Source organism: Pseudomonas sp. AC070 (assembly GCF_979258635.1).
Map to the genome: position 1 here is coordinate 906,520 of NZ_OZ409871.1, position 12,851 is coordinate 919,370.

Consider the following 12,851-nt stretch of genomic DNA (forward strand, 5'->3'; position numbering starts at 1 on the left):
CCCGTGACGGTTAGTGTTCGTGTTGACTCGTTTCGTCCCCTCGCCCGCTTGCGGGAGAGGGTTAGGGAGAGGGCGGACGTCTCGCGAGCTATTGAGCCCCACCTCTTGCGCAGGTTCAGTCTCCGCTCGAGCCCAGGCGAAAAGGGCGCGTATTTTTCTCGCATTCGCCGACCCGTGCAACACAGCATAGGCGCTGGCAGACGGCCGGCCTCGGTGTCGGCGCGCAGGCTTGTAGGCTCATTCTGCAAAAGCACGGCGCTGCACCTTGGCGAAGTTGTTCGAGCCCATGGGGCTTAGCACAAAGCCCTGCACGTCACTGCGCATCACGCTGAATTGTTTCGGATGGGCCAGCGAAATCCACGGTGCCTGCTGGTGAAAAATCCCAAGCGCCTGGCGGTACAGTTCGGCGCGCTGGGTTTGATCACTGTTCAGTCGGGCTTGGGTAACTAGCGCATCGAATTCAGCGTTGCACCAGCCGGCCTGGTTTTCGCCAGAACGGGCGGCGGCGCAGGAGAGGTTGGGCGTCAGGAAGTTGTCCGGGTCGCCGTTGTCGCCGGCCCAGCCCATGAATATGAGGTCGTGCTCGCCATTCTTGGCGCGCTTGAGCAACTCGCCCCATTCGTACACGCGGATGGTGGCTTTGATGCCGAGATGGGCCAGGTCGTTTTGCAGTAACTGCGCGCCGATACCGGGGTTGGGGTTGGTCGGGCCGCCGCCAGGGCGGGTCCAGATGGTCAGTGCAAAACCGTCGCCATGCCCGGCTTCCTTCATTAACTGCTTGGCCCGCTGCACGTCGTGCGGCCAGTCTTTGATCGTTGGGTCGCTGCCCCACAGCGTCGGCGGATAAGGCGCTACAGCCGGGGAGGCGCCGCCTTCGCCGAATTGCGCGCGCACATACACAGCTTTGTCGAACGCCAGGTTGATGGCCTGGCGCACACGCACATCGTCCAGCGGCGGGTGACGGGTGTTGATACCGACATAGGCGGTCAGCAATGAATCAAGCTCCAGCACCTTTAGCTCAGGCTCGGTGCGCAGAGCGGGAATGTCGGTAGGGCGGGGATACACGGCCACTTGGCAATCATTGGCCTTCAGCCGTTGCAGGCGCACGTTCGGGTCGGGGGTGATGGCGAAAATCAGCCGCGTCAGCACTGGCGCGCCGTCCCAATAGTCGGGGTTGCTGCGAAAGCGGATCTGCGCGTCTTTGCTGTAGCGCTCGAACACAAACGGGCCGGTGCCGATGGGCTGTTGGTTCAGCTGTTCGCCGTTGCCGCTGACGAGCAATTGCGCGGCGTATTCGGCGCTGTAAATGGAGGCAAAACCCATGGCCAGGTCGGCCAGAAAGGGCGCTTCGGCGTGGTTAAGGGTAAACACCACGGTGTGTGCATCCGCTGCTTCGATGCGTGCGATTAGCGCGGCCATGCCCATGGCTTCGGCATAGGGAAAGCCGCGGGTGGCCAGCTTGTGCCACGGATGCGTTGGGTCCAGCTGACGCTGAAAACTCCAGAGCACATCCTCGGCATTAAATTCTCGGGTCGGCGTAAACGCCTTGTTGCGGTGAAACTTCACCCCGGCTCGCAGGTGAAAGGTGTAGGTCAAACCGTCTTGGGAAATTTCCCAGCTTTCAGCCAGACCTGGGACCAGTTCAGTGCTGCCCGGTTTGAAATTGACCAAGCGATTGAACACGGTTTCTGACGATGCATCAGCCGTGGTCGCGGCCGTGTACTGCACGATGTCGAACCCTTCCGGGCTGGCTTCGGTGCAGACCACCAAGGTTTGTTCAGGCGCGGCAAAAACCGCAGGTGCAAAAAGACCGGCCGCTAACAGCAGCGCCCTGAAAAGATGGGTATTTTTCGGAGTCTTCAAACAAGCGCCTCTGCAATCGAGACCGTCTGGCGCGATGCCAGACGGTCGACGCGATAGCTATTTCTCTACGCTGACGCCGTAAAACGAGTTCAGCGCGAACGGGCTGATCTTGAAGTCCTTCACGCTTTTGCGCATCGGTTGGTAAACCGTGGAGTGGGCGATGGGGGTGATCGGCACCTGCGCTTTCAGCACCTGCTGAGCTTGCTTGTACAGCTCGGTGCGTTTGGCTTGATCGGTGGTGCGTTTGGCGGCCACGACCAGCTTGTCGTAGTCCTGGTCACACCATTTGGAGAAGTTGTTGCCTTCTACCGCGTCGCAGCTGTAGAGGGTGCCCATCCAGTTGTCGGGGTCACCATTGTCGCCACTCCAGCCGATCAACATGATGTCGTGCTCACCGCCTTTGGCGCGCTTCATGTACTCGCCCCATTCGTAGCTGACGATCTTGGCTTTGATGCCAACTTTGGCCCAGTCGGCCTGCAGCATTTCAGCCATCAGCTTGGCGTTGGGGTTGTACGGACGCTGTACCGGCATGGCCCACAGGGTGAACTCGGTGCCCTCGGCAATGCCGGCTTCTTTAAGCAGCGCCTTGGCTTTCTCTGGATCGAAGGCCGGGTCTTTGATGCTGTTGTCGTAAGACCATTGGGTCGGCGGCATGCCGTTGGTGGCGAGCTGGCCGGCGCTTTGGTACACGGCGTCGATGATGCCTTTTTTGTTCACCGCCATGTCCAACGCCTGACGCACTTTCAGCTGCTCGAACGGTTTGTGCGTGACGTTGTAAGCGATGTAGCCGAGGTTGAAGCCCGCTTGTTCTGGCAGCACCAGGTTCGGGTCTTTCTTCAACGATTCCAGGTCAGCCGGACGCGGGTTCAGGGTGATCTGGCACTCGTTGGCCTTGAGCTTTTGCATGCGTACCGAGGCGTCGGTAACGATGGAGAAGATCAGGTTGTCGATCTTCACGTCTTCCGGCTTCCAGTAATCCTTGTTGGCCGTGTAACGAATCTGCGCGTCTTTCTGATAACGCTTGAACACGAACGGCCCCGTGCCTACAGGCTTCTGGTTGATGTCCGAAGCCTTGCCGTCTTTGAGCAACTTGTCGGCGTATTCGGCGGAGAGGATGTCGGCGAAGCTCATGGCCAGGTTTTGAATGAACGCTGCATCGACCGCCGCGAGGGTGAACTTCACGGTTTTGGCGTCGATTTTCTCGACCTTGGTGATGTTGGTGTCCATGCCCATATCGGTGAAATACGGGAACTCGGTGGGGTAGGCCTTACGGAACGGATGATCTTTATTGAGCATGCGCTCGAAGGTGAACAGCACGTCGTCGGCGTTAAATTCGCGGGTCGGCTTGAAGTACTCGGTGGTGTGGAACTTCACGCCGTCGCGCAGGTGAAAGGTGTAGGTGAGGCCGTCTGCCGACACTTCCCAGCTGGTTGCCAGGCCGGGCTCAACAGCGGTGCCGCCGCGCTCGAATTGAGTCAGGCGGTTAAACATGGTTTCGGCCGCCGCATCGAACTCGGTGCCGGTGGTGTACTGCGCGGCATCGAAGCCAGCGGGGCTGCCTTCAGAACAAAACACCAGCGTGCTGGCGGCGTGGGCGAAAGGAGCGCTGGTCAGCAATCCGCTTGCAAGTAACAAAGGAAGGGCAACTTTCTTTTGCATGGTGGCCTCAGGTTGTTGTCGTTTTTTGCGAGTTCGGCCTTCAGATCGTGAACGACCGAGTGGCTGGAAAGTATGCAGGGCACATGCCCACTGCAAGCTGCATAGGTCAAAGAGTGTAGAAGCTGTGGCGGGATCGTCTTTGGATGTCGCGTTTTTATAAGTGTTAGGGAAAGTGACCGGGCGGTCGGGGGAGGGCGCGGCGCTGGCGGGTGGGGCGAGTGCTTCGAAAAGGAGCACTGGGGTGTGGCGAAGAGCATCGCGGCTAAAGCCGCTCCTACACCTGTAAGAGCGGGCGGCGATCCGCTTTAGCCGCGATTGGATCGTTCAGGCAACGCCGAACTTACTGCATCTGCACTTCAATCACGCCATCAGCCGCCATCGTCACTTCACTGGTGCCCGCTTCAATTTCCTGCGGTGCGGCAGATTTGCTCATGCTGGACATCGCCTCCATGCGCATTGGGCGGATTGGTTGGAAGCCGGCGCTGTTGAGGTTCAGGCTCACCAGTTTGTAGCTCTTGCCGCCCACGGCGGCGGTGGCGATGTCGGCGCGTGCTTTGAAGGCGGCAACGGCTTCTTTGAGCAATTCGTCTTCGCTCTTTTTGCGGGTGGCGTTGGAGATGGCGAAGTCCATGCTGGCGACTTTCAGGTCTTTCAGCAGGTCGGCGGTGAGGGTGGACAGGGCGGCGAAGTCGCTGCTTTCCAGGCGAATTTCGCCGCGCTCACGCCAGCCGGTGATTTTCTGGCCGTCGTTATCGTAGATCGGGTAGCTATTGCGGCTGCCGAGTTTCACCGTCACGCCTTTGGCTTGGCGGGCGCGTTCCACGGCGATGTTGAGGGTTTCGCTGGTGGCAGCGGCGAGCTTGGCCGGGTCGCTGTTTTGCGCTTCGGTGTAGAGCGTGACGTTCATCAGGTCGTGCGGCACGTCCTGGTTGACTTCGGCGCGCAGGGAAACCTGGTTGTAACGCGCCTCATCGGCATGGCTGGGCAGCGCCGTGAGGGTGGCGGCACTGAGGGCGATGGCAGCGGTAAGGCGGCTGAGCGAAGACATGCAAACTCCTTATGGGCACAGGGCAGGGTTACGCGGTTCAGACTGTAGCGGCAGGGGCGGGTTCCGTCACGGTGCCGCTCGCGCAGGAGCGACCTTTGTCGCGAATTCTGCGTCGAACGCTGGAAATCACGTTTGCAGGGTTCGCCAGCAAGCTGGCTCATACGGGTGCTGTATTGAATGGCGTTGCGACGGGTTGCCGCACTTGCCACGGTTTGTCGCACTGCTGGTTATACTCGCCCGTCGTTTGTGGCTCTCATCAGGAGCGCTCATGCTCGCCCCCGTGTTGTTGCTTTCCGCCAGCCGCCAGAATCTTTGGCGCTTGAGCCTGATCCGCGTGCTGGTGCTGGCCGCTCAGGCTACGTCAGTGGGCGTCGCCTACTTGCTCGATCTGTTGCCACTGCCGTGGCTGCCTCTGTGTTTGACCCTCGTCTGTTCGGCCGTGCTGTGTTGCCTCACCGCCTTACGGTTGCGTGGGCCATGGCCGGTGACCGAGCTTGAATATGCCGGGCAACTGGCGTGCGACCTGCTGATTCACAGCGTGCTGCTGTACTACTCCGGCGGTTCGACCAACCCCTTCGTTTCCTATTACCTGGTGCCGCTGACTATCGCCGCCGCCACCTTGCCGTGGCTGTATTCCATGGTGCTCAGCGGCCTGGCATTGAGCGGCTACACCGCGTTGCTGATTTGGTATCACCCGCTGCACCTGCATGGCGTGCAGCACGAGGCCATGTTGATCAGCCTGCATCTGTTTGGCATGTGGCTGAACTTCGCGCTGTCGGCGGCGTTTATTACCTTCTTCGTGGTGAAAATGGCCGGGGCGGTGCGGCGTCAGGTGCAGTTGCAGGCCGAGCGTCGTGAGGAAAGCATGCGCGACCAACAACTGCTCGCGGTGGCCACGCAAGCAGCCGGCGCCGCGCACGAGCTGGGCACGCCGCTGGCGACCATGAGTGTGTTGATCAAAGAGCTGCGCCGCGAGCATCCCGATCCGCTGCTGCAAGAAGACCTGGCCGTGCTGCAAGAGCAAGTGAGCCTGTGCAAAGACACCTTGCAGCAACTGGTACGCGCCGCCGAGGCCGACCGCCGCCTGACCGTGGAAGAGCAGTCAGTGGCCAGTTGGCTGGAAACCACGCTCAACCGCTGGCACCTGATGCGCCCCGAAGCCACCTACCGTTATCAGATTCTCGGCATCGGCGCGGTACCGCGTCTGGCGCCGCCGCCAGACCTCACCCAAGCCCTGCTCAACTTGCTGAACAACGCCGCCGACGCGTGCGCCGACAAGCTCGACATTCGCGTGGATTGGAACGTGCTGGAAATGTGCATCAGCATCCGCGACCACGGCGCCGGCGTGCCGCTGGCCATTGCCGAGCAGTTGGGTAAACCCTTTATCACCACCAAAGGCAAAGGCTTTGGCCTGGGTCTGTTCCTGAGCCAGGCCAGCGTCACGCGGGCTGGCGGTTCGGTGAAACTCTACAATCATGAAGATGGCGGCACGCTTACCGAGCTGCGCCTGCCTCGTCAGCCAAGCTGAACCGGAGAAGCCAATGAGCGAAGAAACCCCCATCGAAGGCGAAGAACAACCGCATCTGCTGCTGGTCGATGACGACGAAACCTTCACCCGCGTAATGGCCCGCGCCATGAGTCGCCGAGGCTTGCGCGTGTCGATTGCCGGCTCTGCCGAAGCCGGCCTGGCCTTGGCCGAGCAGGATATTCCCGACTACGCCGTGCTCGACCTGAAAATGGAAGGCGACTCCGGGCTGGTGCTGCTGCCCAAATTGCTCGCGCTGGACACCGAAATGCGCGTGGTGATTCTCACCGGCTATTCCAGCATCGCCACCGCCGTGGAAGCGATCAAACGCGGCGCCTGCAATTACCTATGCAAGCCCGCTGACGCCGATGATGTGCTGACGGCGCTGGTGTCCGAACATGCGGACCTGTCGACGCTGGTGCCGGAAAACCCGATGTCGGTGGACCGCCTGCAGTGGGAACACATCCAGCGTGTGTTGGGCGAACACGACGGCAATATCTCCGCCACCGCACGCGCGTTGGGCATGCACCGTCGGACGCTGCAGCGCAAATTGCAGAAGCGTCCGGTACGTCGCTGAACTGGCCGCGAGACAGGCTATCCAAGGGGGCTGGAAACTGTCTTAATCAGCGCCCCCTCATGCAGTAAAGCGTCTGGTTAGGCGCTTTTTTTCATCCCCGTCTTGAGTGCCATCCATGAGTAAGAACGCCGAATATTCAGCGGTCAATGATGCGCTGCCCAGCCACTTTTTCTCCCGCGTCTGGCACCTGGCCAGCGCCTACTGGCGCAGCGAAGAAAAAGGCATGGCCTGGTTGTTGTTGATTGCGGTCATCGCCATGTCGCTCGTGGGCGTGGCGATTTCGGTGTGGTTCAACAGCTGGTACCGCGACTTTTACAACGCCCTGCAAAACAAAGACCTTGAGGCGTTTACCCGACTGATTCTGTACTTCTGCGGCATCGCCGCGGTGGCGATTCTGATCGCGGTGTACAAGCTGTACCTCACGCAGATGCTGACCATCCGCTGGCGTCGCTGGCTCACGGAAAAACACTTTGCCGCCTGGTTGGCGCACAAGAACTACTACCGCCTCGAGCAAGCCGGCTACACGGATAACCCGGACCAACGTCTGGCCGAAGACCTCAATAGCTTTACCGACAGCACGCTGAGCCTTGGCCTTGGGCTGATTCGCAACGTGGTCAGTCTGGTGTCGTTCTCGGTGATTCTGTGGGGCGTGTCCGGCAGCTTGGAAATCTTCGGTATCGATGTGCCGGGCTATATGTTCTGGGCGGCGCTGCTGTATGCGCTGGTCGGCAGTTGGCTGGTGCACTTGGTGGCGCGGCGCTTGATCGTGCTCAACAACAACCAGCAGCGCTACGAAGCCGACCTGCGTTTTGGCTTGGTGCGTATTCGTGAAAACGCCGAGAGCATTGCCCTTTACAACGGCGAGCAAAACGAACAGCAGCGGCTGATGGGGCGTTTCACCAAAGTGTGGAGCAACTTTTGGGAGCTGATGAAGGTGCAGAAGCGCCTGACGTTTTTCAGTTCGGGCTACGGCCAGATCGCCATTATCTTTCCCATGATCGTCGCTGCGCCGCGCTATTTCGCCGGCAAGATTCAGCTTGGCGATCTTATGCAAATCAACTCGGCGTTCAGCAACGTGCAGGAAAGCATGAGCTGGTTTATCGACGCCTACGCCAGCCTCGCGGCATGGCGCGCCACCTGCGACCGGATTCTCAGCTTCCGTCAGGCGCTGGCCGAGGGCGAGCATCTGGACGCCAATCCGGCGATCACCCGCAGTCGCAATGTCGAGCAATTGAGCCTGAACCAGGTGCAGCTTAGCCTCGCCGATGGCCGCGTATTGCTGAACCCCACGTCGCTGAATATTGCACCGGGCGAACACGTGTTAATCAGCGGCGCCTCGGGCAGCGGCAAGAGCACCTTGCTGCGTGCGCTGAGCGGCTTGTGGCCATTCGGCAAGGGCGCCTTGAACGTGCCGGACAGCAGTCTGTTTCTGCCGCAAAAGCCTTATTTGCCGATTGGCAGTCTGCGTGCGGCGCTAAGTTATCCCCAGGCCGAGACCACCTATTCCACCGAACGCCTGCACGAGGTGTTGCAAGCCTGCAACCTGGCGCACCTCACTGGTCGCCTGGAAGAAGAAAATCACTGGGAGCGCGTGCTCTCGCCGGGCGAACAACAGCGCGTGGCCATTGCCCGTGCGTTGCTGGTGGAGCCGCGTTGGTTGTTCCTCGACGAAGCCACGTCGGCCATGGACGAGGCCAATGAGACGGCGGTGTACCGCCTGCTGACTGACAAGTTGCCCGGCAGCAGCCTGATCAGCATTGGCCACCGGGGCAGTCTCAAACAATTCCATGGGCGGCAGTTGCGCCTGGAAGACCAGGGGCTCGTGGAGGCTTAGTGGTTTGGTCGTGAGTGTTGGGCTTCGCCTTTGGCTGAGCCCAACCTACGGTTTTGGCGTGGCCGGTTCGTAGCTTTCGATAACTTCCTGCGCGGCACGGAAGGCGTCGATGGTGGCCGGCACGCCGGCGTACACGGCGCAGTGCAGCAGCGCTTCGCGAATTTCTTCGACCGAGCAGCCATTGTTCAGCGCGCCGCGCACATGGCCCTTCAGCTCTTGCGGGCATTTCAGGGCGGTAAGGGCGGCGAGGGTGATCAGGCTGCGGGTTTTTAGCGGCAAGCCTTCACGGCTCCAGACCGAACCCCAGGCGTGCTCGTTAACGAAGTCTTGCAGCGGCTGGGTGAAGTCGGTGGCGTTGTTCAAGGCGCGGTCGACAAAGGCATCGCCCATCACCTGACGGCGCATCTGCTCGCCGTTTTTAGGCTGTTCACTCATAGCGTTTCCTCAAGAGATCAGTCGAGACTCTGCACGCGTACCGTCGCCACGCCGCTGCGCACCATGCCCAGTTGTTCGGCGGCCGCGCGCGACACATCAATCAACCGCTTGCGGCTGTAAGGGCCACGGTCGTTAACGCGCAGAATCACAGATTTGTTGTTGTCCAGATTGGTCACTCGAACTTGAGTGCCGAAGGGCAGGGTGCGGTGGGCGGCGGTCAGTTGCGCCTGGTCGAAGCGCTCGCCGCTGGCGGTCTTTTTGCCATGGTGCTTGGCACCGTAATACGACGCCTCGCCGCGTTCATCGTAATGACCGTTGTAGGCCGGCGTGTTGTCGCTGGTGCTGCCGCGAAAGGAGGGAGTGGTACAGGCGCTCAACAGCGCGAGACAGCTTCCTGCGAATAACAGACGCCACATACCTGTGTCTCCGTTTGGGTTGGGAGCAAAACCTAAACCCTTTCCCTAGCCCTCTCCCGCAAGCGGGCAGAGGGCACTAGACCGAATCCGATCAGCGCCCCTCGCCCGCTTGCGGGTGAGGGGCGGGGGGAGAGGGCCGCGCAAACGCCGATCAGCCTTCCAGCTTCTGCTTCAACAGCTCGTTAACCTGCTGCGGGTTGGCTTTGCCTTTCGAGGCTTTCATCGCCTGGCCCACAAAGAAGCCGAACATCTTGCCGCGCTTGGCCTCATCGGCGGAGCGGTACTGTTCAACCTGCTCGGCGTTGGCCGCCAGCATTTCATCGAGCACGGCGGAAATGGCGCCGCTGTCGGTGACCTGCTTGAGACCCTTGGCTTCGATGATTTGATCCGCACTGCCTTCGCCGTTGGCCATGGCTTCAAAGACCATCTTGGCGATCTTGCCGGAGATGGTGTTGTCTTTTATGCGCAGCAGCATGCCGCCCAGTTGCTCGGCGCTCACCGGCGAGGCGTCGATTTCCACGCCTTGTTTGTTCAGCAGGCTGCCCAGCTCGACCATCACCCAGTTGGCCGCCAGCTTGGCGTCGCCGCTGATGCTGACCACGTGTTCGAAGTAGTCGGCTTGCTCGCGACTGGACGCCAGCACGCTGGCGTCGTAGGCCGACAAACCGAACTGTGCCTGGAAGCGCTCGCGTTTTTGCGGCGGCAACTCCGGCAGGGTGGCGCGGGTGGTGTCGAGGAAGGCGTTGTCGATAATTACCGGCAACAGGTCAGGGTCAGGGAAGTAACGGTAGTCGTTGGCTTCTTCCTTGCTGCGCATGGCGCGGGTTTCGTCTTTGTTCGGGTCGTACAGGCGAGTTTGCTGAATGACCTTGCCGCCGTCTTCGATCAGCTCGATCTGGCGCTGCACTTCGCTGTTGATCGCCTTCTCGATAAAGCGGAAGGAGTTGACGTTTTTAATCTCGCAGCGCGTGCCGAATTCGGCCTGGCCTTTGGGGCGTACCGACACGTTGCAGTCGCAACGCAGCGAACCTTCGGCCATGTTGCCGTCGCAAATGCCCAGGTAACGCACCAGCGCGTGAATGGCTTTCACGTACGCCACCGCCTCTTTGGCGCTGCGCATGTCCGGCTCGGAAACAATCTCCAGCAGCGGCGTGCCGGCGCGGTTGAGGTCGATGCCGCTCATGCCGCTGAAGTCTTCGTGCAGGCTTTTACCGGCGTCTTCTTCTAGGTGGGCGCGGGTGATGCCGACGCGTTTGACGGTGCCGTCTTCCAGGGTGATATCCAGGTGGCCTTTGCCGACGATGGGCAGCTCCATCTGGCTGATCTGGTAGCCCTTGGGCAGGTCGGGGTAGAAGTAGTTTTTGCGCGCGAACACGTTGTGTTGGCCGATTTCGGCGTCAATCGCCAGACCGAATTTCACTGCCATGCGCACCGCTTCTTCGTTGAGCACCGGCAGCACGCCGGGCATGCCCAGGTCGATCAGGCTGGCCTGGGTGTTCGGCGCTTGGCCAAAGGTGGTGGCGCTGCCGGAAAAAATCTTCGATTGGGTGGCGAGCTGAGTGTGAATCTCCAGCCCGATAACAACTTCCCATTGCATGGTGGTTCTCCTCAGAAGCCTGTCGGTGTGCGCGTGTGCCAGTCAGTGTTGAGCTGATACTGGTGAGCGACGTTGAGCAGGCGACCTTCCTGGAAGTAGGGCGCGAGCAGTTGTACGCCAACCGGCAAGCCATCGACGAAACCCGCCGGCATGGAAATGCCCGGCAAGCCCGCAAGGTTGGCGGTGATGGTGTAGACGTCTTCGAGGTAGGCAGCGACCGGGTCGTTGTTCTTCGCGCCAATTTTCCACGCCGGGTTGGGCGTGGTGGGGCCGAGGATTACGTCCACATCGTGGAAGGCCGCCATAAAGTCGTTCTTGATCAGGCGACGAATTTTTTGCGCTTGCAGGTAATAGGCGTCGTAGTACCCGGCGGACAACGCGTACGCGCCGACCATGATGCGCCGCTGCACTTCGGCACCGAAGCCTTCGGCGCGCGAGCGCTTGTAAAGGTCGGTGAGGTCTTTTGGATCTTCGCAGCGGTAGCCGAAGCGCACGCCGTCAAAACGCGAGAGGTTGGAGGAAGCCTCCGCCGGGGCGATGACGTAGTAAGCCGGAATCGCGTGTTGCATGTTGGGCAGACTGATTTCCTTGACCACCGCACCGAGCGCTTCCAGCTGTTTGACGCTGGCGTGAATCAGCTCGGCAATGCGCGGGTCCAGGCCTTCGCCAAAGTATTCCTTAGGCAGGCCGATGCGCAGGCCTTTGAGCGAGTCGTTGAGGGTGGCGCAATAATCCGGCACGGGCTCATCGACGCTGGTGGAGTCTTTCGCGTCGAAACCGGCCATGCCTTGGAGCAGCAGCGCGCAGTCTTCAGCGGTGCGGGCCAATGGGCCGCCTTGGTCGAGGCTCGAAGCGTAGGCAATCATGCCCCAGCGCGAAACACGCCCGTAGGTGGGCTTGAGGCCGGTGAGGTTGGTCAGTGCGGCGGGCTGGCGGATCGAGCCACCGGTGTCGGTGCCTGTCGCAGCTGGCAGCAGGCGCGCGGCGACGGCCGCCGCCGAACCACCGGACGAGCCGCCCGGCACGTGCTCAAGATTCCACGGGTTTTTCACCGCGCCGTAATGGCTCGACTCGTTGGCCGAGCCCATGGCGAATTCGTCCATGTTGGTTTTGCCCAGGCTCACGGCGCCAGCGGCGGCGAGCTTGGCGACCACAGTGGCGTCGTAGGGGGCGGTAAAGTTGTCGAGCATTTTCGAGCCGCAGCTGGTGCGAATGCCCTGGGTGCAGAACAAATCTTTATGGGCTAGCGGCGCGCCAAGCAGGGCGCCGGTTTCGCCGGCCGCGCGACGGGCGTCAGCGGCTTTGGCCTGCTGCAACGCGCTGTCTTGGGTCACGGTAATAAAGCTGTTGAGCTGTGGGTCCAGTGCGGCGATACGCGCCAGCAAACTGCGGGTCAGCTCTTCGCAGGAGAATTTCTTGGCTTCGAGGCCACGGGCAATCTCGGCCAGGGTCAGTTGGTGCATGTCCACGTCCTTACTCACTCGATAACCCTCACTCGATTACTTTCGGAACCAGATACAGGCCGTCTTGCACGGCCGGGGCGATGGCTTGGTAAGCGTCGCGCTGATTCTGTTCAGTGACGGTGTCTTCACGCAGGCGCTGGGTTGCTTCCAGCGGGTGGGCCAGCGGCTCGATGCCGGTGGTGTCGACTGCTTGCATGCGATCGATAAGGCCCAGAATGTTATTCAGTGTTTCGGTGGTGCGAGGGATATCGGCTTCGTTCAGACCCAGTCGGGCCAGATGAGCGATTTTCTCCACCTCGGAGCGTTCGAGCGCCATCGGGTGTTCTCCAATTAAATAGAACGGCCTGCGAGAGGCGAGTAGAAGTCCGTAGGGAATGTCGTACGGAACGGATAAGATCAGCGCGCGGTCATAAGCCGCTAACTGGGCGCTAATG

General features: G+C 60.7%; 11 protein-coding genes. 3 read left to right on the plus strand and 8 right to left on the minus strand.

From position 1 onward, the window contains the following. Window positions 1–237: 237 nt before the first annotated feature. The 3 genes from ACZZ0Q_RS03955 to ACZZ0Q_RS03965 form a co-directional block, all read right to left on the minus strand. On the minus strand, window positions 238–1,863 hold the full coding sequence (locus ACZZ0Q_RS03955) for an ABC transporter substrate-binding protein (RefSeq protein ID WP_463540002.1): 1,626 nt from the start codon (window positions 1,861–1,863) through the stop codon (window positions 238–240). 57 nt (window positions 1,864–1,920) lie between these two features. Beyond that, window positions 1,921–3,522 (minus strand): ABC transporter substrate-binding protein, encoded by a 1,602-nt coding sequence (locus ACZZ0Q_RS03960; protein WP_463540001.1) that lies wholly within the window; start codon window positions 3,520–3,522, stop codon window positions 1,921–1,923. Between the two features lie 340 nt (window positions 3,523–3,862). After that, window positions 3,863–4,570, minus strand: a complete 708-nt coding sequence (locus tag ACZZ0Q_RS03965) for an SIMPL domain-containing protein (protein ID WP_463540000.1) — start codon at window positions 4,568–4,570, stop codon at window positions 3,863–3,865. Between the two features lie 268 nt (window positions 4,571–4,838). Here ACZZ0Q_RS03965 and ACZZ0Q_RS03970 point away from each other — a divergent pair, with 268 nt between their 5' ends. From ACZZ0Q_RS03970 to ACZZ0Q_RS03980, 3 genes are all read left to right on the plus strand, one after another. Further along, a complete protein-coding gene (locus tag ACZZ0Q_RS03970) occupies window positions 4,839–6,098 on the plus strand; it encodes an ATP-binding protein (RefSeq protein WP_122494391.1) in 1,260 nt (419 codons plus the stop codon). Window positions 6,099–6,111: 13 nt separating this feature from the next. Continuing rightward, window positions 6,112–6,672 carry a response regulator transcription factor gene (locus ACZZ0Q_RS03975; protein ID WP_122494389.1) on the plus strand — a complete coding sequence of 187 codons (561 nt, stop codon included), beginning with the start codon at window positions 6,112–6,114 and terminating at the stop codon, window positions 6,670–6,672. Window positions 6,673–6,787: 115 nt separating this feature from the next. Further along, window positions 6,788–8,506 (plus strand): ABC transporter ATP-binding protein/permease, encoded by a 1,719-nt coding sequence (locus ACZZ0Q_RS03980; RefSeq protein WP_463539999.1) that lies wholly within the window; start codon window positions 6,788–6,790, stop codon window positions 8,504–8,506. Between the two features lie 45 nt (window positions 8,507–8,551). Here ACZZ0Q_RS03980 and ACZZ0Q_RS03985 read toward each other — a convergent pair whose 3' ends face one another. From ACZZ0Q_RS03985 to gatC, 5 genes are all read right to left on the minus strand, one after another. After that, window positions 8,552–8,941, minus strand: a complete 390-nt coding sequence (locus ACZZ0Q_RS03985; RefSeq protein WP_463539998.1) for a carboxymuconolactone decarboxylase family protein — start codon at window positions 8,939–8,941, stop codon at window positions 8,552–8,554. A gap of 17 nt (window positions 8,942–8,958) precedes the next feature. Further along, on the minus strand, window positions 8,959–9,357 hold the full coding sequence (locus ACZZ0Q_RS03990) for a septal ring lytic transglycosylase RlpA family protein (protein WP_463539997.1): 399 nt from the start codon (window positions 9,355–9,357) through the stop codon (window positions 8,959–8,961). Window positions 9,358–9,508: 151 nt separating this feature from the next. Next, window positions 9,509–10,954 carry an Asp-tRNA(Asn)/Glu-tRNA(Gln) amidotransferase subunit GatB gene (gene gatB / locus ACZZ0Q_RS03995; protein WP_463539996.1) on the minus strand — a complete coding sequence of 482 codons (1,446 nt, stop codon included), beginning with the start codon at window positions 10,952–10,954 and terminating at the stop codon, window positions 9,509–9,511. A gap of 11 nt (window positions 10,955–10,965) precedes the next feature. Next, window positions 10,966–12,417, minus strand: coding sequence for an Asp-tRNA(Asn)/Glu-tRNA(Gln) amidotransferase subunit GatA (gene gatA / locus ACZZ0Q_RS04000; RefSeq protein WP_463539995.1), 1,452 nt, complete (start codon window positions 12,415–12,417; stop codon window positions 10,966–10,968). A 28-nt stretch (window positions 12,418–12,445) separates the two neighbouring features. Beyond that, window positions 12,446–12,733, minus strand: a complete 288-nt coding sequence (gatC, locus tag ACZZ0Q_RS04005; protein ID WP_463539994.1) for an Asp-tRNA(Asn)/Glu-tRNA(Gln) amidotransferase subunit GatC — start codon at window positions 12,731–12,733, stop codon at window positions 12,446–12,448. Window positions 12,734–12,851: the final 118 nt, after the last annotated feature.

What these genes read in the sequence shown, in the direction of transcription:
- ACZZ0Q_RS03960 (WP_463540001.1), bottom strand. Translation starts at nt 3,522, where the DNA reads ATGCAAAAGAAAGTTGCCCTTCCTTTGTTACTTGCAAGCGGATTGCTG.
- ACZZ0Q_RS03965 (WP_463540000.1), bottom strand. Translation starts at nt 4,570, where the DNA reads ATGTCTTCGCTCAGCCGCCTTACCGCTGCCATCGCCCTCAGTGCCGCC.
- ACZZ0Q_RS03970 (WP_122494391.1), top strand. Translation starts at nt 4,839, where the DNA reads ATGCTCGCCCCCGTGTTGTTGCTTTCCGCCAGCCGCCAGAATCTTTGG.
- ACZZ0Q_RS03975 (WP_122494389.1), top strand. Translation starts at nt 6,112, where the DNA reads ATGAGCGAAGAAACCCCCATCGAAGGCGAAGAACAACCGCATCTGCTG.
- ACZZ0Q_RS03980 (WP_463539999.1), top strand. Translation starts at nt 6,788, where the DNA reads ATGAGTAAGAACGCCGAATATTCAGCGGTCAATGATGCGCTGCCCAGC.
- ACZZ0Q_RS03985 (WP_463539998.1), bottom strand. Translation starts at nt 8,941, where the DNA reads ATGAGTGAACAGCCTAAAAACGGCGAGCAGATGCGCCGTCAGGTGATG.
- ACZZ0Q_RS03990 (WP_463539997.1), bottom strand. Translation starts at nt 9,357, where the DNA reads ATGTGGCGTCTGTTATTCGCAGGAAGCTGTCTCGCGCTGTTGAGCGCC.
- gatB (WP_463539996.1), bottom strand. Translation starts at nt 10,954, where the DNA reads ATGCAATGGGAAGTTGTTATCGGGCTGGAGATTCACACTCAGCTCGCC.
- gatA (WP_463539995.1), bottom strand. Translation starts at nt 12,417, where the DNA reads ATGCACCAACTGACCCTGGCCGAGATTGCCCGTGGCCTCGAAGCCAAG.
- gatC (WP_463539994.1), bottom strand. Translation starts at nt 12,733, where the DNA reads ATGGCGCTCGAACGCTCCGAGGTGGAGAAAATCGCTCATCTGGCCCGA.